Genomic DNA, 19414 nt, shown 5'->3' with positions numbered 1-19414 from the left:
CACGAATACCCCGAGCGAACCGTTGTCCATGACCCGGTTCGTCCCCTCTGCCGAGCAACGGAGCCACGTCTTATGAAACCCCGCGTTCTCGAGATTCTCAAACAACTGATGGCCTTCGACACGGTGTCATCGGAATCGAACCTGGCCCTGATCGACTACGTGCGTGACCTGCTGCTGACCAAAGGCATCGAGTCGCTGATCGTCAAAGACCAGAGCGGCAAGAAGGCCAACCTGTTCGCCAGCACCGGGCCAAAGGAGCAGCCCGGTGTCTTGTTGTCCGGGCACACCGACGTCGTGCCGGCAGCGGGGCAGGCCTGGACTTTTCCCGCCTTCGCCGCCACCGTGCAGGACGGGCGTATCTATGGGCGCGGCAGTTGCGACATGAAGGGCTTTATCGCCCTGGCCATCGACGCCATGCTGGATGCCGCCGACCACCGCCTGAGCCGCCCGCTGCAACTGGCCTTGTCCCATGACGAAGAGATCGGTTGCGTCGGTGTGCGACGCTTGCTTGACGTGTTGCACCTGGCACCGGTGCGGCCGTTTCTGTGCGTGATCGGAGAACCGACCAACATGCAGTTCGTGCTGGGCCACAAGGGCAAGGGCTCTTACCGCACGTACTGCCGGGGCCAGGAGGCTCATTCGTCGCTGGCGCCACGCTCGGTCAACGCGATCCATGTGGCGTGCGACTTTATCGCCGCCCTGCGCGAAAGCCAGCAGCACCTGCAACGCCAAGGCGCGCAGGACAACGACTATGACGTGCCCTACAGCACCGTCCATGTGGGGCAGATCGTTGGCGGCAAGGCGCTGAATATCGTGCCGAACCTGTGCACCCTGGATTTTGAAGTCCGCAACCTGCCGGCCGACGATCTGGACCAGTTCCTGGAGCAGATGCGCGAGCGCGCTGAAGTGATCGTGCGCGAGGCACAGAAGTTGTCCAGCGTGGCGGCCATCGAGATCGACACCCTCAACGTGTATCCCGGACTCGACACCCACCCAAGCGTCGAAGCCGTGCGTTTTCTCAAGCAGTTCGCGGCGCCAGGCACTGGCACCTCCAAGGTCTCGTTCGGCACCGAGGGCGGCCTCTTCAAGCAGCGTCTGGACGTACCGGTGGTGGTCTGCGGCCCAGGCTCCATCGAGCAGGCGCACAAGCCCGACGAGTTTATCGAGGTCAGCCAGATGAGCGCCGGCGAGCGCTTCTTGCAAGGACTGCTGGGTTCGCTCAGGGCATAGCAGAGCCTGCCGTCCTGGGGTGAAATTCAGCGCGGCACGCGGCTTTAATCCCGCTTTCGGCATGTTCGTTTACGGCGCCTCCCTGGACATCCGCGACCCCGCCGCCGGCCACTTGCTCGATCAAGTACCGGCGATGGCTGGGGTCGATACACGCCGCGCTTTTGAAACCGTCGAAGGCGGTTCGCCCTTAATACCCTCTGTTTCGATCCACTTCGCCGACCATAGGCTCGCCGCGCTGATGCCGGCGGATATTTTCCAGCAATACCCCAAACGCACTCGCCGGCTGGGTCATCGCGGCGATATGCGGCGTCAGTACGATTTGCGGGTGATCCCAGAACGGATGATCCGCTGGCGCCGGCTCCTCTTGCAGCACATCCAGAATGGCGCCGCTCAGTTGTCCGCTGCCGAGGGCGTCCAGCAAATCGTCTTCCACCAGATGCCTGCCACGTCCCATGTTGATCAACGCCGCGCCACGAGGCAGTTGTGCAAACACATGTCGGTTTAGTATCCCTTGGGTCTGCTCGGTCAACGGCAGCACACACAGTAGAATGTCGCACTGGCTGAGAAACGCCGGCAACTGCGCATCGCCGGCATAGCAGTCCACGCCAGTGATCTGATGCGCACTGCGCGCCCAACCGGACAACGCAAACCCCATTGATCCCAGGGTGGCCAGAATCCGTTGCGCCTGGGTACCCAGACCCATCACACCGACGCGTCGATTCGCCGCCGGTTGCAACATGTGGGCCTGCCAGTCACGGGAGAGTTGCTGCTGACGGTAGCGCAGCATATCGCGGTGCAGGCTGAGTACGGCCCAACTGGCGTATTCGCACATGCCCTGAGTGATGCCAGGGTCGAGCAGGCGGACCACGGGCAGGCCTGACGGCAAACTCGAAAGGTCCAGTTGATCGACCCCGGCCGACAGGGCAAACAGCACTTTCAAATTCGGCAGCAGTTGCATGAGATTATCTGGCACCTGCCAGGCGGCGAGGTATTCGACGTCCTCGGGATTGCCGATGTCAGGCCAGGCGCGCCAGGCGATGTCCGGCGCATGCTCGGCGAACAACGCCTGCCAATGTTGGCCGCGCACCGGGTCAGATTTGTAAAGCAGGGCCATGGGCATTTCCTGTTCGATAAAGGTCACGATCATCATCCCTCAACCCGGGCGCAGGATCTGTTGAAAGACGTGGGCAAAACAGTCGATCCGAATTTCTCACGCGTCAGGTTCGGCGTAGTTCGTTGTTCGCACCTTAATCTGAGGCAATGGCCGGTTCCTGCCAGGCCAGTGACAGGGCGGCCGCGCGGAAGTGGCGCATGCGGAACCTGACAGGGCTAACCCGATACTGGGGCTGCGGAAAGTGATGGCGTGGATGGATTGAGAAGCCTTTTTATTTTTCTGTTTTCAGAAAAGCAAATGCCCCGACAAGTCGGGGCATTTGCTTTGAACCACGGCAGACTGCGTTTTCACACAGTCTGAGGAAGCGGGCTTTATCTTCTGAAAACTTTGGAACTCACTGCTTAGTTGGTGCAGGCGCTTGTTCGTTGGCTTCTTTAGCGCGCTCTTGAGCGGCTTCGGCGTTCTTCTGGGCAGCTTCCTGACTTTCTTTGGCGGCGTCGTTCACTTTGTCTTGAGCCTTTTGCATCGACTCCTGAGACTGTTCGGCGGCCTTATTGGCATCTTGCTGTTTATCCTCGGATTTTTTGTCGCACGCAGCGAGGCCCAAGGTGGCAGAAAGCATCAGGGCAATGGCTAAAGTCTTACGCATGGGGTGTTTCTCCTTATTGAATATCTACGAGCCTTCGAGCGTGCGCTTATTCCGTTAGTTCCGTCCTGCACAGTGATAAATAAATAACTGTTTCATTGACGTTGCACGGGAAACGCAAATCCTTTGGATTAAACGATTTTGCAAGCGCTCTCGCGCGCAACCCGATGGCGCGGTTAAAGAGCGAATGAAGAATGAGCGATCACGCTCCCAACCCTCTTGAAATCTCCGACCCAGCCCCCACCTTGATGACAACCCGCCGTCCAGCCTCAGCCGAGCATCGGACGGCTATCCCTATTTGTGTGGACTGATTGGAGTTTGATGACCATGAGTGTGGAAACTCAAAAGGAAACCCTGGGCTTCCAGACCGAGGTGAAGCAACTGCTGCACCTCATGATCCATTCGCTGTATTCGAACAAGGAGATCTTTCTCCGCGAGCTGATTTCCAACGCGTCGGACGCCGTGGACAAGCTGCGTTTCGAAGCGCTGTCCAAGCCCGAATTGCTGGAGGGCGGGGCTGAGCTCAAGATCCGCGTGAGCTTCGACAAGGACGCTCAGACTGTCACCCTCGAAGACAACGGCATTGGCATGAGCCGCGAAGATGTGATCACCCACCTGGGGACCATCGCCAAGTCCGGCACCGCTGATTTCATGAAGAACCTGACCGGTGATCAGAAGAAGGATTCGCATCTGATCGGTCAGTTCGGCGTGGGTTTCTACTCCGCTTTCATCGTCGCCGATCAGGTTGAAGTGTTCAGTCGTCGTGCCGGGCTGCCGGCCAGCGACGGTGTCCACTGGTCCTCCAGGGGGGAGGGCGAATTTGAAGTCGCGACCCTGGAAAAGGCTGATCGCGGTACGCGTATCGTGCTGCACCTGAAGAAAGGTGAAGACGAATTTGCCGACGGTTACCGGCTGCGCAACATCATCAAGAAGTACTCCGACCACATTGCCTTGCCAATCGAGCTGCCGAAAGAGCAGGTCGCTGTCGAAGGTGAGCCTGCGCCTGAGCAGGAATGGGAAACCGTCAACCGTGCCAGCGCCCTGTGGACCCGTCCTCGCGCGGAAGTGAAGGATGAGGAATACCAGGAGTTCTACAAGCACATCGCTCACGATTTCGAGAATCCGCTGGCCTGGAGCCACAACAAGGTCGAAGGCAAGCTGGAATACAACTCGTTGCTGTATGTGCCGGCCCGTGCCCCGTTCGATCTGTATCAGCGTGAAGCGCCGCGTGGCCTGAAACTCTACGTGCAGCGCGTGTTCGTCATGGACCAGGCCGAGTCGTTCCTGCCGCTGTACCTGCGTTTCATCAAGGGTGTGGTTGACTCCAATGACCTGTCGTTGAACGTTTCGCGTGAAATCCTGCAGAAAGACCCGATCATCGACTCGATGAAGTCCGCGCTGACCAAGCGCGTACTGGACATGCTGGAAAAACTGGCGAAGAACCAACCGGAAGAATACAAAGGCTTCTGGAAAAACTTTGGTCAGGTCATGAAAGAAGGCCCGGCCGAAGACTTCGCCAACAAGGAAAAGATTGCCGGTCTGCTGCGTTTCGCATCGACTTCCGACGAGAGCGGCGAGCAAAGCGTTTCGCTGGCCGAGTACCTGTCCCGTGCCAAGGAAGGTCAGGACAAGATCTATTACCTCACGGGCGAAAGCTACGCGCAGGTCAAGAACAGTCCGCACCTGGAAGTCTTCCGCAAGAAGGGCATCGAAGTGCTGCTGCTGACCGATCGCATCGACGAGTGGCTGATGAGCTATTTGAGCGATTTCGACGGCAAAGGCTTCGTTGACGTGGCGCGCGGTGACCTGGACCTGGGCAAGCTGGACTCCGAAGAGGACAAGAAAGCTCAGGAAGAAGTGGCCAAGGATAAAGAAGGCTTGATCGAGCGTCTGAAAACCGCGTTGGGTGACGCTGTCAGTGAAGTGCGCGTTTCGCACCGTCTGACCGACTCGCCTGCGATTCTGGCAATCGGCGAACAGGACCTGGGTCTGCAGATGCGTCAGATTCTGGAAGCCAGCGGCCAGAAGGTCCCGGATTCCAAGCCGATCTTCGAATTCAACCCGACTCATCCGCTGATCGGCAAGCTCGACAATGAGCAGAGCGAAGAGCGCTTCGGCGAGCTGTCGCACATCCTGTTCGATCAGGCAGCGCTGGCCGCCGGTGACAGCTTGAAAGACCCGGCCGCTTACGTGCGCCGTTTGAACAAGTTGTTGGTAGAACTGTCGGTTTAAGATTCGAGTGCAGACAAAACCCGCTTCGGCGGGTTTTGTCATTTGGTATTCCTTCATTCTCAGCAGCAGGAGTCAGCAATGAGCAACGTTACTGTGCAGTCCGTGGTGTATCAGATTGACGGGCAGAGCTACGAAAGTCGTCTGGTCTTCAGTGAAGGTGCCAAGGCGGCGCCAGGGCTCGTGATGGCACCTAACTGGATGGGCATCAGCGAGGACGCCGAGCAGATCGCCAAAGAGGTGGCGGGTAAGGGGTATGTGGTGCTGCTGGCGGACCTTTATGGCCAGAACGTTCGGCCGACAAACAGTGATGAAGCAGCGGCGGCCATGATGCCCATGAAGAACGACCGTGCCTTGCTGAAGAAACGCATGACGGCGGCGCTCGATCAGTTGACCGCACAGACCTTCGCGGCGGTGGACAAGGCGAAACTTGCGGCGTTCGGCTTCTGCTTTGGCGGGTGCTGTGCGCTGGAGCTGGCCCGCACCGGCGCGCCGCTGAAAGCTGCCGTGTCGTTCCATGGCACGCTGGACACCACCAACCCGGCCGACGCCAACAACATCACAGGCAAGGTTCTGGTGCTGCACGGCGCCTCTGATCCGCTGGTGCCGAAAGAGCAGTTGCCGGCGTTCGAAGCAGAAATGAACGCGGCCAATGTCGACTGGCAACTGCTGAGCTATGGTGGCGCGTTCCACTCGTTTACCGACCGCCATGCGAACAACCCGGGCGTGCAGATGTACAACCCGACGGTTTCAAAGCGTGCGTTTACTGCGATGCATAACCTGCTGGATGAGGTGTTTGAGGGCTAATACACCTTTGTAGGAGCGAGCTTGCTCGTGATTGCGGTTCGTCATTCTCCGATGTGATGAGTAAACGGACGCCATCGCGAGCAAGCTAAATCCTGAATGGATCAGGTTTATTTTTTACCTGTCGGCAACTCAATCCGTTCCACTTCCCCCGGCACCGTCGGCCAGTCCCCGGCCGCCCATTTCGCCCTTGCCTGGTCGATCAAGGCCGGATCGCTGGCGACGAAGTTCCAGTTCATCTTCCGCGGACCGTCCAGGGCAGCGCCCCCGATCAACACAGCGTGGCATTCGCTTTGCGCACACAGTGTTGGCTCGGTGTCCGGGTCCAGCACGATCAGGCTGCGCGGCACCACCGGTTCGCCGTTGAGCTGCACCTCGCCGTCGATCACATACAGCGCGCGTTGTTCGTGTTCAGCCGGGATCAACAGCGTAGTCGCAGTTTGCAGCTTCAGTTCGGCATACAGCGTTGGCGATAACACCGGCACCGGCGACTCAAGACAAAAACCGTTGCCTGCGATCATGCGAATGCTGATGCCCATGTGGTCGCTGACGGGCAAGGTCGCAGCCGGATGATGACTGTAGTGCCCAGTGCCTTGCTCGTGGGTTTTCGGCGAGGCCAGCCAGACTTGAAGTCCGTGCAGCCGGGAACCGCTATCAAACAGTGCCTGCGGCGTACGTTCGATATGCGCAATCGCGCTCCCGGCGGTCATCCAACTGACGTCGCCGGGCATGACATGTTGATCACTGCCCAGGCTGTCCTTGTGCTGGATCTGACCCTCAAACAGGTACGTCAGGGTCGACAAGCCGATGTGGGGATGTTGTCGGATGTCCATGCCGTGGTGCGGTTCGTAGGTCGCTTCCAGCATGTGGTCGAAGAACACGAACGGTCCGACGCTGCGGCATTGGGCGGACGGCAGCGGGCGCAGAATCGGCTGGCCTTCGACGTCTTCCGCGCGGGGTTTGATGGTTAGCATGACTGGGTTCTCGGGGATCGTGGTCACAGGATAGGGAGCATAACCTCCTGTGTCTGGATCGTCTGTGCTGGGTATACCCAGGGTCCTGGAAATTTGATGCTCTTGTGAAGGAATTGTCCTACAGATTTTGGTGACTCCTGCCGATAGCTGGAACGACAACCGACTGCTCTTTTTCAGCGCAGGGTTTTGGGAAGGGATTCGCTATGACCGTCAGAAACATGAATATCGCTCCCCGGGCTGCGCTTGGCTTCGGTGTGCTGGCGCTGCTGGTTTTCGGGCTGGGGGCGTTCGCCTTGCTGCAGATGTCCAGCATGCGCAAGCAGTCGGATCGGGTGGAAAACAAGTGGCTGCCGAGCGTGATGGAGTTGGGCACGATGGGGCAGGACCTCATGCGGATCAGAACCTTGACCCTGCGCCTTATGCTCAACCGCAGCGAGGACGCGCTGCGGGAGAATTACGGCAAGATCGATCATCTCAAGACTGGCTTACAAGCAACGGAGCAACGCTATATCGCCTTGATTGAGTCGCCTCGGGAACGTGAACTCCATCAAGACTTCGCCACCGCGAAGCAGGCCTACTTTCAGCGCCAGACCCGCGTGATGGAGCTTTCCCGGCAGGGGCAGCTGGAGGATGCTTCGCAAGTCGTCAACGGCGAGATGAATCAATACGCCGACCAGATGACCCAGGCGCTTAACGAACTGACCACCCTCAACAAGAAAGGCGCTGCTGAAGCGGCCGACCTCGCGCAGGTGGTGTTTGGCAACGCCCGGATCTGGGTCATGGTCATGATTCTGCTCACGGCGGTGATCACGCTGGTGCTCGCATGGGGGCTTACACGCAGTATCGTTCGGCCACTGGCGCAGGCGTTGGGTATCGCTCAGGTGATCGCTGCCGGCGACCTGACCGCCGACATCAGCGTCCAGGGGCGTGATGAGCCTGCGCGACTGCTCGAAGCGCTGAAGGCCATGCAGTTGAGTCTGCGGCGAACGATTCTGCGTATTTCCGACTCGTCCAGTCAGTTGGCCTCTGCGTCGGAAGAGCTGAGCACGGTGACTGAAGATTCCACCCGCGGGTTGCATCAGCAAAGCCTGGAGATCGATCAGGCCGCCACCGCGGTGAATCAGATGACCGCTGCGGTTGAAGAGGTGGCGCGCAATGCGGTTGCCACGTCGCAGGCCTCGGACGAGTCAGAGCGTATCGCCAGGCGCGGGCGTCAGCAGGTTCAGGAAACGGTCGCGTCGATCCATCATCTGGCGCAGGACGTCACGCAGACCAGCGACCAGGTCGGTGTGTTGGCGCAGAAGGTCTACGGCATTACCAAGGTGCTGGACGTGATCCGGTCGGTGGCCGAGCAAACCAACCTGCTGGCGCTCAATGCCGCCATCGAGGCCGCGCGTGCGGGCGAGGCGGGCCGTGGCTTTGCCGTGGTCGCAGACGAGGTTCGGGCGCTTGCGCATCGTACACAATCCTCGACTCAGGAAATCGAGCTGCTGGTCAGTGATATTCGCCAAGGCACGGATCAGGCCGTGGAGGCCATGCAAGGGAGCAACAGCCGTGCCAGCTCGACACTTGAACTGGCCCAGTCCGCCGGGGTGGCGCTCGACGAGATCGCTGCGGCCATTACCCTGATTACCGAGCGCAATACCGTGATTGCCAGTGCGTCCGAAGAGCAGGCGCAAGTGGCACGAGAAGTCGACCGGAACCTCACCAACATCCGTGATCTGGCCTTGCAAAGTTCGGCCGGCGCGAATCAGACCAGTGCCGCGAGTCATGACCTGTCGCGACTGGCGACGGACCTGAACACGATGGTCGCGGCGTTTTCGGTGTAAGTACGCGTCAGGATCCGGCCAATAAAAAAGGCGCCTCGCAAGGCGCCTTTTTTCATGTTGCAGTGGACCGTTTTCGTATTACTTGCCGGTCCAGCGCTTCATCACCAGCGTGGCATTGGTGCCACCGAAACCGAAGCTGTTGCTCATGACCAGGTTGATCTCGGCGTTTTCGCGAGTCTTGGTCAGGATCGGCAGGTCAGCGACTTCCGGGTCCAGCACGTCGATGTTGGCGGAGCCCGCCATGAAGTTACCTTCCATCATCAGCATGCAGTAGATCGCTTCGTGTACACCCGCAGCGCCCAGTGAGTGACCGGACAGGCTCTTGGTGGAACTGATGGCCGGGGCGTTGTCGCCGAAGACTTCACGCACACCTTTCATTTCCGCGACATCGCCGACCGGGGTCGAGGTGCCGTGGGTGTTCAGGTAGTCAATCTTGCCGTCGACAGTGGACAGCGCTTGCTGCATGCAGCGGATGGCGCCTTCGCCACTTGGGGCGACCATGTCGTAGCCGTCGGAGGTCGCGCCGTAGCCAACCAGTTCGGCGTAGATCTTCGCGCCACGGGCCAGAGCGTGTTCCAGCTCTTCGACCACGACCATCCCGCCACCGCCCGCGATGACGAAGCCGTCACGGTCTGCGTCGTAAGCACGCGAAGCCTGTTCAGGGGTTTCGTTACGCTTGCTCGACAGTGCGCCCATGGCGTCGAACAGGAAAGACTGGCTCCAGTGCTCTTCTTCGCCGCCACCGGCGAACACGATGTCCTGTTTACCCATCTGGATCTGTTCCATGGCGGTACCGATGCAGTGAGCACTGGTGGCGCAGGCAGAGGCGATGGAATAGTTCAGGCCCTTGATCTTGAATGGCGTCGCAAGGCAGGCCGAAACAGTGCTGCTCATGGTGCGGGTCACGCGGTACGGACCGACGCGCTTGACGCCTTTCTCACGCAGAATGTCCAGCGCTTCCATCTGGTTCAGGGTCGACGCGCCGCCGGAGCCTGCGATCAGGCCGGTACGGGGGTTGGAAACCTGCTCTTCGGTCAGACCGGAGTCGGCGACCGCATCTTTCATGGCCAGATAGGCATAGGCCGCAGCGTGACCGACGAAGCGGTAGATCTTGCGGTCGATCAGCTCTTCGAGATTAAGGTCGATGGAGCCCGACACCTGGCTGCGCAAACCCATTTCGGCGTATTCCGGGTTGAAACGGATGCCAGGGCGGCTTGCACGCAGATTGGCGGAAACGGTGTCTTTGTCATTGCCCAAGCAGGAAACAATGCCCAGACCAGTGATAACGACGCGGCGCATGCGAATACCCTTAGAAATTGTCAGTGGAGGTGAATACGCCGACCCGGAGGCCTTCGGCGGTGTAGATTTCGCGGCCGTCCACGCTGACCGAACCATCGGCGATGGCCATGTTCAGCTTGCCTTTGAGGACGCGCTTGATGTGAATGTTGTAAGTCACTTTGCGAGCGGTCGGCAGCACCTGGCCGAAGAATTTCACTTCGCCCGATCCCAGCGCACGGCCGCGGCCCGGCAGGCCTTGCCAGCCCAGGAAGAAACCGACCAGCTGCCACATGGCGTCCAGACCCAGGCAACCGGGCATGACCGGATCACCTTCGAAGTGACAGGCGAAGAACCACAGGTCCGGCGTGATATCCAGTTCGGCGACCAATTCACCTTTGCCGAACTTGCCGCCTTCCTGACTGATGTGGGTGATGCGATCAACCATCAGCATATTGGGGGCGGGCAGTTGCGCGTTACCTGGGCCGAACAGCTCACCGCGACTGCAGCGCAGCAGGTCTTCCCGGGTAAAGGCGTTTTGTTTGGTCATGCGAGCTCCTCGATAATCCTGTGCGGCAGGGTGTGGCAATGCTTACCCAATCTGACCAGCGGGTCATTCCTCAGCTGGCAGCCTACTCATAGACTATTGCGTTGTAATGAAAGTCACAGCACGGGTGAAATGAATGTACACCTGTGCACTGAAATTTTCCGTCCGCGCGTCGGCGCAGTTCGATCACGGCACACAAGACTGCCGCAATTTATCATTTATCGCCAGTCGCAGATGCCTTAAAGGTCAGCCAACGCTGTAAAACCTGCTGTAAATCAGTACGTTTGAACGGTTTGGCGAGGTAATCGTTCATGCCTGCCTGCAGGCAGATGTCGCGATCTCCGTGCCGGGCGTTGGCGGTCAGGGCGATGATCGGTAACGTTTCAAGCCCTGGAAGCTGGCGAATTCTGCGGGTCGCCTCGTAGCCGTCCATGACTGGCAGGCGACAATCCATCAGGATCAACGCGTATTTTTCCTTGCTGGCCATGCTCACGGCCTGTGCGCCATCTCCCGCCACGCTCACCTGCAGACCGAGGCTGCGCAACATGGCTTCGACCACCGTGCGGTTGACCGGGTTGTCTTCGACCAGCAGCACGCAACCATCGCGCTCCTGCGGCAGTTCGCCCACCGCACCCGGTGGTGGCAGAGGGTCTTCCTGCTGAACCTGTTGCAGCGGAATCTCCAGGTAAAACACCGAGCCCAGTCCCTCGCTGCTTTGTGCGTAGAGCGATCCGCCCATCCGTTCCGCGAGATTGCGCGCGATCGGCAGGCCCAACCCGGTTCCGCCGTAGCGCCTTGAAATGGAGTTGTCGGCCTGCTGGAACGCGTCGAACATGGATTCCAGCAGTTCTGGAGAAATACCGATGCCGCTGTCGCGCACCGCGCAGGTAAAGAGGATGTGTTGCGCGTCACTCTGACGCCAGGCGGTTTCGACCCGCACGCTGCCGAACTCGGTGAATTTCAGCGCGTTGCCGATCAGGTTGACCAGAATCTGGCGGATACGGGTCGGGTCACCCTTGACCCGCAGCAGGTCCAGCCCCGGCTGCAAATCCAGCTCAAGCGCCAGACCACGCTGTTGTGCGTTGTGGGAGAACGCCTGAACCGAGGTCGCAATCAGGTCGGCCAGGTTGAACGAAATGTTTTCCAGCTCCAGTGCGTCGCGCTCGAAGCGGGAGAAGTCGAGGATGTCGTTGATGACCCGCAGCAGGTGCTCGGTGGATTCAGTGGCCAATGCCGCGTATTCGGCCTGCTCCTCCGTCATCTTTGTCGTTTCCATCAACTGCAGCATGCCCAGCACTCCATTCATGGGCGTGCGCAGTTCATGGCTCATCATTGCCAGAAACTCGGACTTGGCGCTGTTGGCCCGCTCCGCTTCTTCGCGGGTTCTGATCAACTCGTCCATCGCTTGTTTCTGTTCTCGGCTGGCTTTCTCCAGGCCCAGTGCCAAATTGTTGATGTGGCGGGCAAGATCGCCCAGTTCTGCGTCGTCGGCGACCGGCAGGGGGGTGGTGTAGTCGCCGTGCTGGATGGCCTTGACCGCATCGCTCATGGCACTGATGGGCTGGGACAGGCTGAGGGACAAGCGTCTTGCCAGGATGTAGGTGAAGAGGAGGGCGAACAGCGCAAGAACTCCGGCCTTCAACAGGATTTCCTGTTCGCGCAGGTTGAACGCCTCGCTGGACATGCCCACCAGAACCCGCCCCAGGTAGTCTTCGATGGGGACGCTGGCCATGTCGTCGCTGTCGTACAGGCGATCGCTGTTCTGCTTGACGTGTTGCAGGCGGATGGGCGCCTGAAAGATTTCCATCTGCCGAGTGTGCGTCCCGTCGGGGGCTTGCTCGACGTGTACCAGCACGTTTCCGGTGTTGTCCTGAACCTCGAGGAAGCGCACATGGGGCGTGCTCATGGTGGCCTTCATCAGGCTTTCGAGGACGTCATTGTTGGCCATGATCACGCCATATTCGGACGCGGGGGCCAACTGATTCGCGATTAACTGCCCGGTATGATTGAGCTCCTGACGCAGGTCCTGAATACGGACTACGGTAAAGAAGCTGATCAACAACAATGTCAGGAGCAGGGCGGGGCCCAGACTGAGAATTTGGGTGCGCGTGCTGATGTTCCAGCCACGTTGGGCCGTCATGGCTTGAGTCCGTCTGTCATGAGCTGCTTCATGTGTCACTGCTCACGCGAAAGAAGGGATGCAGGTGCATGGCTGTGCCATGGAATCGAATCTCATCGGGAAGCGACCTAACAATAGCTCATCGGATGGGCAGCGGAATTTTCATCCGAGGCGCGCATCTTAACCGAGCTGTAGGTAATTTCATTGTGAAGAGTAGGCCTTCGGCGAAAGGCGTGCTGCCGTCGTGTTTTGCCGCTGGTGGCGAGCCGGGCGCTCCGTATAATGCAGCCATCGCCAGTTCTGATGGCTCCAGATGGATTGTTTTATGACCCAACAGCAACCGATCACAGTTCTGGGTGGTGGCAGCTTCGGGACGGCCGTGGCCAACCTGCTGGCCGAGAATGGCCACCGGGTCCTGCAGTGGATGCGTGATCCCGATCAGGCGGAAGCGATCCGTGTCAACCGCGAGAATCCGCGCTACCTCAAGGGCATCAAAGTGCTGGAAGGGGTTGAGCCGGTCACCGACCTGCAGCGTGCGCTGAGCGACAGCGAACTGATATTCGTTGCATTGCCCTCCAGCGCGTTGCGCAGCGTGTTGACACCGCATGTCGATCGGCTGACGGGCAAGATGCTGGTCAGCCTGACCAAAGGCATCGAAGCCCAGACCTTCAAGCTGATGAGCGAGATTCTCGAAGACATCGCGCCGCAAGCGCGCATCGGTGTGCTGTCCGGACCCAACCTGGCGCGGGAAATCGCCGAGCACGCGCTGACCGCCACGGTGGTTGCCAGCGAAGACGAGGACCTTTGCCGGCAGGTACAGGCGGCGCTGCATGGCCGCACTTTCCGCGTGTATGCCAGCGCCGACCGGTTTGGCGTGGAGCTGGGCGGAGCGCTGAAGAACGTCTATGCCATTATTTCTGGAATGGCCGTGGCGCTCGGAATGGGCGAGAACACCAAAAGCATGTTGATCACCCGCGCGCTGGCGGAGATGACCCGTTTCGCGGTCAGCCAGGGCGCCAATCCGATGACTTTCCTGGGCCTTGCCGGTGTGGGCGATCTGATCGTGACCTGCTCGTCGCCGAAAAGCCGGAATTATCAGGTGGGGTTTGCGTTGGGGCAGGGCTTGAGCCTGGAGGAGGCGGTGACGCGCCTGGGTGAAGTAGCAGAAGGGGTCAATACGCTTAAAGTGCTCAAAGCCAAGGCGCAGGAATTGCAGGTCTACATGCCGCTGGTCGCGGGGCTGCATGCCATTCTGTTCGAAGGCCGCACGCTGGAGCAGGTCATCGAGCTGTTGATGCGGGCGGAACCTAAAACCGACGTCGATTTTATCTCGACCAGTGGGTTCAACTGATCTGGTTGCACCTTCGTTTTCCCTTTCATGGAGAAGCCCTTGAACGCGTCAAAACTCAAGCAACACGAATCGATTCTGCTGCGCATCCTCTGGATGGTAGTGTTTCTGGTGGTCTGGCAGGTGGCCGAGATTGTGCTGGCGGTCGTGGTGCTGGTGCAACTGGCCTACCGGCTGTTCTATGGCGCCCCCAGCCTGAGCCTGATGTCTTTCGGTGACAGCCTGAGCCAGTTTCTGGCGCAGATCGGTCGTTTCGGCACCTTCCACACCGATCAAAAGCCCTGGCCGTTTGCCGACTGGCCTGCGCCGCGCCCGCCGGAAGGTGAAGCACCGCATACCGTTCCTGCCGCCGCGCACCCGGTTCGCGATGAGGAACCGAAGCTATGAAGGTGTGGATTCTGCGTCACGGCGAGGCTCAGAACCGGGCTCGCACGGACGCTGAACGTGAACTGACGGACAATGGTCGTGAAGAAGTCCTGAGCAGTGCGGCGCATCTGCTGGGCCAGCCGCTGCGCTGGATCATCGCGAGCCCTTATGTGCGCGCGCAGCAGACCGCTGAACTGGTGCGCCAGGCGCTGGGGTTTGCCGATGCGGTGGTGACCGTGCCCTGGCTGACCCCGGACAGCGACCCGCGCAAGGCGCTGTCCAACCTCGACCTGTATGCCTCGGACGATGTCTTGCTCGTCAGTCATCAGCCGCTGGTGGGGTCATTGATCGGGCTGGCCGTGCATGGCAGCCTGCAAACCCCAGAGCCCATGCACACCGCCAGCTTGGCCGAGCTTGACGCAGATTTTCCGCTGGCGGGAGCGATGGAGCTGATAAGGGTTCGGCATCCGGGGTAGAAGCGCTCGCCTCATTTCCCCGCCAGCTTTTGAATCCATGGCACCGGCACAGGTGCCTCCAACAATAAGGAAAAACCATGGCCCTATGGCGCGAAACACCCGACCTCGACGCCCTCAACGCGATGCAGAAAAACACCATCGGTGAGGTGCTGGATATCCGTTTCGAGTCGTTCGACGACCAATCCCTGACCGCCAGCATGGTGGTCGATCATCGCACGCATCAGCCTTACGGATTGCTGCACGGCGGCGCATCGGTGGTGTTGGCGGAAACCGTCGGCTCGTCGGCCAGCTACCTGGTCATCGACACCCGCAAATATTTCTGCGTCGGGCTGGAAATCAACGCCAACCACCTGCGCGGGCTGCGCAGCGGTCGGGTGACGGCGGTGGCGCACCCGGTACACATCGGTCGCACCACCCATGTCTGGGACATCCGCCTGACCAGTGACGAAGGCAAGGCCAGCTGCATTTCACGTCTGACCGTCGCAGTCGTTCCTCATGGCGAGCAGCCGCCCGCACGCTGACCGGGCGAGCTTATGACCGGAGTGTCATCACCGATGGCAGTTACGGTCATTGCCGCGTCATTCGCCGGGTGCGCACAATGGCAGCCTGCTCAAGGTTCTCTGGATGCGCCGGCATGACCCAACCTGTGTTTTTCGCTCACGCCAATGGTTTCCCTTCCGCGACCTACGGCAAGCTGTTCGCTGCGCTGGGTGATGAATTTCAGGTAACGCACCTGGAGCAGCACGCCCATGACCCGCGTTTTCCGGTAACGGATAACTGGCCCAATCTGGTCGATGAACTGGTGCACCACTTGCGCGAACAGCCGCAGCCGGTGTGGGGCGTCGGGCATTCGCTTGGCGGTGTGCTGCATTACCATGCCGCTTTGCGTCATCCCGAGTTGTACCGGGGCGTGGTCATGCTCGACTCTCCCGTTCTGACCCGTTTCGACCAATGGATGATCCGTGCCGCCAAGCGCTTCGGCTTCATTGACCGCATCACGCCGGCCGGACGTACCCTTGGACGCCGTGAAGTGTTCAGTGATCTGGACGCCGCGCGCCGTTACTTCTCCGGGAAAAATCTCTTCCGTCGTTTCGACCCTGAATGTTTTGAAGCCTATCTGCTGCACGGTTTGCAACCCGATGGCGAGCAGTTGCGGCTGCGTTTCGATCCGGCCACCGAGATCAGCATCTATCGCAGTGTGCCGCACACCAGTCCGGGGATGGCGCGTCATTTGCGCGTGCCACTGGCGATGGTGCGTGGCGAGCACAGCGACGTGGTGCGACGGCATCACGCGATGTCGGTGAAAAGCATGCGTGAAGGCGAGTATCTTTCGGTGCCGGGCGGGCACATGTTCCCGCTCGAACACCCGGAGGACACCGCGCAGATGCTCAAGGACCTGTTCTCCCGCTGGTCCGCTCGCCAATACGCCGCCAACGATCTGCTGGCACGCCCGCGAGCCAGCGCATGAGCTGTTCTGTCGAAGAAGTGCGTTTGACGCTGCCGCACATCGAGCTGGCAGCGCATTTGTTCGGGCCGCAGGACGGCCTTCCGGTCATTGCCTTGCACGGCTGGCTTGATAACGCCAACAGCTTTGCGCGCCTGGCACCCAAGCTGACGGGCTTGCGGATTCTGGCGCTTGACATGGCAGGCCACGGTCACTCCGACCATCGCCCCGCAGGCGCCGGCTACAGTCTGCCGGACTACGCTCACGACGTGTTGCAGGTGGCTCGGCAAATGGGCTGGGAGACGTTTTCGCTGCTCGGGCACTCATTGGGTGCCATCGTTTCAGTGATCGTCGCGGGAGCATTGCCTGATCGAATCCATCGTCTGGCCTTGATCGATGGACTGATTCCGCCGCAGGGCGAGCCCGAAGGCGCTGCCGAGCGCATGGGCGCGGCCCTGGAGGCGCAACTGACACAATCGAGCAAGCGCAAACCGGTCTATGCGGACATGGACCGGGCGGTCGAGGCGCGGATGAAAGGCGTCGTTGCTGTCAGCCGGGAGGCCGCCGAGTTGTTGGCTCAGCGCGGCTTGATGCCGGTGCCTGGCGGTTATACCTGGCGCAGCGACAGCCGACTGACCCTGGCGTCGGCGCTGCGCCTGACCCGTGCTCAGGCAATGTCCTTCGTCAATGCGATTCGCTGTCCCGCGCAGTTGGTGGTGGCGGAGGACGGCATGCTGGCGCAGAACAAAGCGCTGCTGGCGAGTGTGCCGTTCGAGGTGACTGTACTGCCGGGCGGGCATCATCTGCACCTCAATGACGAAGCGGGTGCGTCCGCTGTCGCAGACTGTTTCAATCGGTTCTTCGCCGTTCCTTGACTTGCGAAGCGCAACTGTCGAGGCTGGGCGGGTTGAAACAGGAGACTGCATGATGGACCACTGCTCACGCCCGCCGATTTCGCCTTTCCGCACGCCGCACAGTTGTGTGGCATTCATTTGCCCTCCGATGTCCACCCCATGAGCGCTTCCATGCATCTACCACGTGCTCTGGGGTTGCTGCTGTGCCTGTCTGGTTATGCCAGTGTCAGTCAGGCGGCGGATGTCGCGGGCAGCCAGGACTTTGCCAATCTGCCACGACCGACGGATGCCGAGATCGTCGATTACCGGCCAGCCGCCGAACTTGAACGCATCTATCCCATGGGCGCCATTCGCAAGATCAGCGGCCAGTTGCGCTTCGACGGCCAGGTCTCGTCGCGGGGCAATGCCACCTCCGTGACCTATGAGTTACCGCCTGAGCGCTCCGCCAGCGAGGCATTTACCGCTGCCCGTGAAGCGTTGCAGAAGCAAAATGCACAGCTGTTGTTCTGGTGTCAGGCGCGCGATTGTGGCGAAAGCAGCCTGTGGGCCAATGAGGTGTTCGGTAACTCGAGGCTCTACGGTGCCGACAGCGGACAGGCCTATTTACTGCTGCGCCTTGCCGCGCCGGATAACGACATGCTGGTCGCGTTGTACAGCATCACGCGGGGCAATCGCCGGGCCTATCTGCATGTCGAGCAATTTCAGGCCGGTGCGCCGCTCGGGGAGTTGTTGCCCACCTCGGCGACCCTGCTACGAGAGCTGAAAAGCTCAGGCGATCTGAACCTGCCCATGCTCACTGGCGCACCCGCCGAGCCTTGGGTCACCCTGTTATCTCGTGGACTGAACCTGGACAGCACGATTCGCGTGACACTGTCCGGGGCGCAAAGCGATGCCTGGCGCAATGCGCTGGTCGGCAAGGGCGTTCGCGCGGCGCGTCTGGAAGCCGGCAGCGCACAAACGCCGGGATTGACCCTTGAACTGATTCGCTGAGACGCGCTCTATCGGAAGCTTTCAGCGCAACGGGCGAGCCGCAAGGTTCGCCGTTATGCTCATGACCTCGACTCCTTCATCTGCGGAATAATCCATGCTCAATAACGATCGCCTGTTGGTGCAGATTCTGCTGCTGGCGTTGCTCGGTGCGTGTTTGTGGGTAATGGCGCCTTTCTGGTCCGCGCTGTTCTGGGGCGCGGTACTGGCCTTTGCCAGTTGGCCACTGATGCGCCTGCTGACGCGCGCACTCAAAGGACGCGAATCGCTGGCGGCAGGCATCCTGACGCTGGGATGGATGCTGTTGGTGGCCGCACCCTTGGTGTGGCTGGGCTTCAACCTGGCGGATCACGTGCGCGACGCCACCGCGTTCGTGAAAGACGTGCAGGTCGACGGGCTGCCGGATCCACCGCTCTGGCTGGGTAGCGTTCCCTTCTTCGGTGAGCGGCTGGTGGGTTACTGGACCACGATCGATCAGCAGGGCGCCGCGATGCTGGCCAGTATCAAACCGTATCTGGGACAGGTCGGTAACTGGCTGCTGGCGCGCAGCGCGCAGATTGGCGGCGGCATTCTCGAGCTGACCCTGAGTCTGGTGTTTGTGTTCTTCTTCTATCGTGACGGGCCGCGCCTGGCGGCGTTTGTGCTCAGCCTGCTGGAACGGCTGATCGGTGATCGCGCGCAGTACTACGTCGATCTGGTGGCCGGGACCGTACAGCGCGTGGTCAACGGGGTCATCGGCACGGCGGCCGCTCAGGCGGTGCTGGCGCTGATCGGTTTCCTGATTGCCGGCGTGCCGGGTGCGCTGGTACTGGGCATCGTGACGTTCATGTTGAGTCTGGTGCCGATGGGCCCGCCGCTGATCTGGATTCCGGCCACGGCCTGGCTGGCCTGGAAGGGCGAGTACGGCATGGCGATCTTCCTGGGGCTTTGGGGGACCTTCATCGTCAGTGGTGTCGACAACGTGCTCAAGCCTTACTTGATCAGCCGCGGCGGCAACCTGCCGTTGGTGATCGTGCTGTTAGGCGTGTTTGGCGGCTTGCTGGCGTTCGGCTTCATCGGTCTGTTCATCGGTCCTACATTGCTGGCCGTGGCGTACAGCTTGTTGCTTGATTGGGTGGGGGACAGTCGGGCGCGGCAATTGCCGAAATAGGCGATAGACGAAACCTCAAAAA

Annotated in this window: 18 protein-coding genes and 1 pseudogene; 13 read left to right on the top strand and 6 right to left on the bottom strand. The window is 60.3% G+C overall.

Annotated elements, in window-relative coordinates; genetic code table 11:
* The first annotated feature begins 72 nt into the window (after positions 1-72).
* Positions 73-1230 carry an acetylornithine deacetylase gene (gene argE, locus BMY73_RS02350; RefSeq protein ID WP_092404787.1) on the top strand — a complete coding sequence of 386 codons (1158 nt, stop codon included), beginning with the start codon at positions 73-75 and terminating at the stop codon, positions 1228-1230.
* A gap of 187 nt (positions 1231-1417) precedes the next feature.
* On the opposite strand, the gene BMY73_RS02345 is transcribed toward argE, so the two are convergent.
* Both BMY73_RS02345 and BMY73_RS02340 read right to left on the bottom strand, forming a co-directional pair.
* On the bottom strand, positions 1418-2344 hold the full coding sequence (locus tag BMY73_RS02345) for a 2-hydroxyacid dehydrogenase (RefSeq protein WP_092405121.1): 927 nt from the start codon (positions 2342-2344) through the stop codon (positions 1418-1420).
* 394 nt (positions 2345-2738) lie between these two features.
* On the bottom strand, positions 2739-2993 hold the full coding sequence (locus tag BMY73_RS02340) for a hypothetical protein (protein WP_062381111.1): 255 nt from the start codon (positions 2991-2993) through the stop codon (positions 2739-2741).
* 324 nt (positions 2994-3317) lie between these two features.
* On the opposite strand from BMY73_RS02340, the gene htpG reads away from it, so the two are divergent.
* Complete coding sequence (gene htpG, locus BMY73_RS02335) at positions 3318-5222, top strand: molecular chaperone HtpG (RefSeq protein ID WP_092405119.1); 1905 nt, start codon at positions 3318-3320, stop codon at positions 5220-5222.
* 78 nt (positions 5223-5300) lie between these two features.
* A complete protein-coding gene (locus BMY73_RS02330) occupies positions 5301-6026 on the top strand; it encodes a dienelactone hydrolase family protein (RefSeq protein WP_092404785.1) in 726 nt (241 codons plus the stop codon).
* A 107-nt stretch (positions 6027-6133) separates the two neighbouring features.
* On the opposite strand, the gene BMY73_RS02325 is transcribed toward BMY73_RS02330, so the two are convergent.
* A complete protein-coding gene (locus BMY73_RS02325) occupies positions 6134-6997 on the bottom strand; it encodes a pirin family protein (RefSeq protein ID WP_062381227.1) in 864 nt (287 codons plus the stop codon).
* 203 nt (positions 6998-7200) lie between these two features.
* Here BMY73_RS02325 and BMY73_RS28705 point away from each other — a divergent pair.
* Positions 7201-7968, top strand: a pseudogene (locus BMY73_RS28705) (MCP four helix bundle domain-containing protein); the annotation flags it as partial.
* On the top strand, positions 7963-8826 hold the full coding sequence (locus BMY73_RS28700) for a methyl-accepting chemotaxis protein (protein ID WP_371914943.1): 864 nt from the start codon (positions 7963-7965) through the stop codon (positions 8824-8826). The pseudogene BMY73_RS28705 and the gene BMY73_RS28700, both read left to right, overlap by 6 nt.
* Positions 8827-8904: 78 nt before the next feature.
* Here the strand turns inward: BMY73_RS28700 and fabB are convergent, their stop codons facing one another.
* The 3 genes from fabB to BMY73_RS02305 form a co-directional block, all read right to left on the bottom strand.
* A complete protein-coding gene (gene fabB, locus BMY73_RS02315; RefSeq protein WP_062381116.1) occupies positions 8905-10125 on the bottom strand; it encodes a beta-ketoacyl-ACP synthase I in 1221 nt (406 codons plus the stop codon).
* A 10-nt stretch (positions 10126-10135) separates the two neighbouring features.
* Complete coding sequence (gene fabA / locus BMY73_RS02310) at positions 10136-10651, bottom strand: 3-hydroxyacyl-[acyl-carrier-protein] dehydratase FabA (RefSeq protein ID WP_062381118.1); 516 nt, start codon at positions 10649-10651, stop codon at positions 10136-10138.
* A gap of 211 nt (positions 10652-10862) precedes the next feature.
* A complete protein-coding gene (locus tag BMY73_RS02305) occupies positions 10863-12788 on the bottom strand; it encodes a response regulator (protein WP_062381120.1) in 1926 nt (641 codons plus the stop codon).
* Positions 12789-13092: 304 nt separating this feature from the next.
* Between BMY73_RS02305 and BMY73_RS02300 the strand changes: the two genes are divergently transcribed.
* From BMY73_RS02300 to BMY73_RS02265, 8 genes are all read left to right on the top strand, one after another.
* Complete coding sequence (locus tag BMY73_RS02300; protein ID WP_062381122.1) at positions 13093-14118, top strand: NAD(P)H-dependent glycerol-3-phosphate dehydrogenase; 1026 nt, start codon at positions 13093-13095, stop codon at positions 14116-14118.
* Between the two features lie 39 nt (positions 14119-14157).
* The gene (locus BMY73_RS02295) at positions 14158-14502 is read left to right on the top strand and encodes a DUF4389 domain-containing protein (RefSeq protein WP_092404781.1); all 345 of its coding nucleotides are present in this window, start codon (positions 14158-14160) and stop codon (positions 14500-14502) included.
* A complete protein-coding gene (gene sixA / locus BMY73_RS02290) occupies positions 14499-14957 on the top strand; it encodes a phosphohistidine phosphatase SixA (RefSeq protein WP_092404779.1) in 459 nt (152 codons plus the stop codon). The genes BMY73_RS02295 and sixA overlap by 4 nt, the downstream gene beginning before the upstream one ends.
* Before the next feature lie 77 nt (positions 14958-15034).
* Positions 15035-15478, top strand: coding sequence for a hotdog fold thioesterase (locus BMY73_RS02285; RefSeq protein WP_062381129.1), 444 nt, complete (start codon positions 15035-15037; stop codon positions 15476-15478).
* A gap of 113 nt (positions 15479-15591) precedes the next feature.
* Positions 15592-16425, top strand: a complete 834-nt coding sequence (locus BMY73_RS02280; RefSeq protein ID WP_062381131.1) for an alpha/beta fold hydrolase — start codon at positions 15592-15594, stop codon at positions 16423-16425.
* A complete protein-coding gene (locus BMY73_RS02275; protein WP_092404777.1) occupies positions 16422-17276 on the top strand; it encodes an alpha/beta hydrolase in 855 nt (284 codons plus the stop codon). Before BMY73_RS02280 ends, BMY73_RS02275 begins: the two co-directional genes overlap by 4 nt.
* 138 nt (positions 17277-17414) lie before the next feature.
* Positions 17415-18245, top strand: coding sequence for a DUF4892 domain-containing protein (locus BMY73_RS02270; protein WP_092404775.1), 831 nt, complete (start codon positions 17415-17417; stop codon positions 18243-18245).
* Between the two features lie 94 nt (positions 18246-18339).
* Positions 18340-19392 (top strand): AI-2E family transporter, encoded by a 1053-nt coding sequence (locus BMY73_RS02265; protein ID WP_092404773.1) that lies wholly within the window; start codon positions 18340-18342, stop codon positions 19390-19392.
* The last annotated feature ends 22 nt before the right edge of the window (positions 19393-19414 follow it).

This window comes from Pseudomonas sp. NFACC02 (assembly GCF_900110765.1).
In the GTDB taxonomy this organism is placed as follows: domain Bacteria; phylum Pseudomonadota; class Gammaproteobacteria; order Pseudomonadales; family Pseudomonadaceae; genus Aquipseudomonas.
Note: the sequence above shows the minus strand (reverse complement) of the source record. Positions and strands in the feature narration are given on the sequence as shown.

Coding starts and splice junctions, on each gene's coding strand:
- argE (WP_092404787.1), top strand. CDS start 73: ATGAAACCCCGCGTTCTCGAGATTCTCAAACAACTGATGGCCTTCGAC.
- BMY73_RS02345 (WP_092405121.1), bottom strand. CDS start 2,344: ATGGCCCTGCTTTACAAATCTGACCCGGTGCGCGGCCAACATTGGCAG.
- BMY73_RS02340 (WP_062381111.1), bottom strand. CDS start 2,993: ATGCGTAAGACTTTAGCCATTGCCCTGATGCTTTCTGCCACCTTGGGC.
- htpG (WP_092405119.1), top strand. CDS start 3,318: ATGAGTGTGGAAACTCAAAAGGAAACCCTGGGCTTCCAGACCGAGGTG.
- BMY73_RS02330 (WP_092404785.1), top strand. CDS start 5,301: ATGAGCAACGTTACTGTGCAGTCCGTGGTGTATCAGATTGACGGGCAG.
- BMY73_RS02325 (WP_062381227.1), bottom strand. CDS start 6,997: ATGCTAACCATCAAACCCCGCGCGGAAGACGTCGAAGGCCAGCCGATT.
- BMY73_RS28700 (WP_371914943.1), top strand. CDS start 7,963: ATGCAGTTGAGTCTGCGGCGAACGATTCTGCGTATTTCCGACTCGTCC.
- fabB (WP_062381116.1), bottom strand. CDS start 10,125: ATGCGCCGCGTCGTTATCACTGGTCTGGGCATTGTTTCCTGCTTGGGC.
- fabA (WP_062381118.1), bottom strand. CDS start 10,651: ATGACCAAACAAAACGCCTTTACCCGGGAAGACCTGCTGCGCTGCAGT.
- BMY73_RS02305 (WP_062381120.1), bottom strand. CDS start 12,788: ATGACGGCCCAACGTGGCTGGAACATCAGCACGCGCACCCAAATTCTC.
- BMY73_RS02300 (WP_062381122.1), top strand. CDS start 13,093: ATGACCCAACAGCAACCGATCACAGTTCTGGGTGGTGGCAGCTTCGGG.
- sixA (WP_092404779.1), top strand. CDS start 14,499: ATGAAGGTGTGGATTCTGCGTCACGGCGAGGCTCAGAACCGGGCTCGC.
- BMY73_RS02285 (WP_062381129.1), top strand. CDS start 15,035: ATGGCCCTATGGCGCGAAACACCCGACCTCGACGCCCTCAACGCGATG.
- BMY73_RS02280 (WP_062381131.1), top strand. CDS start 15,592: ATGACCCAACCTGTGTTTTTCGCTCACGCCAATGGTTTCCCTTCCGCG.
- BMY73_RS02275 (WP_092404777.1), top strand. CDS start 16,422: ATGAGCTGTTCTGTCGAAGAAGTGCGTTTGACGCTGCCGCACATCGAG.
- BMY73_RS02270 (WP_092404775.1), top strand. CDS start 17,415: ATGAGCGCTTCCATGCATCTACCACGTGCTCTGGGGTTGCTGCTGTGC.
- BMY73_RS02265 (WP_092404773.1), top strand. CDS start 18,340: ATGCTCAATAACGATCGCCTGTTGGTGCAGATTCTGCTGCTGGCGTTG.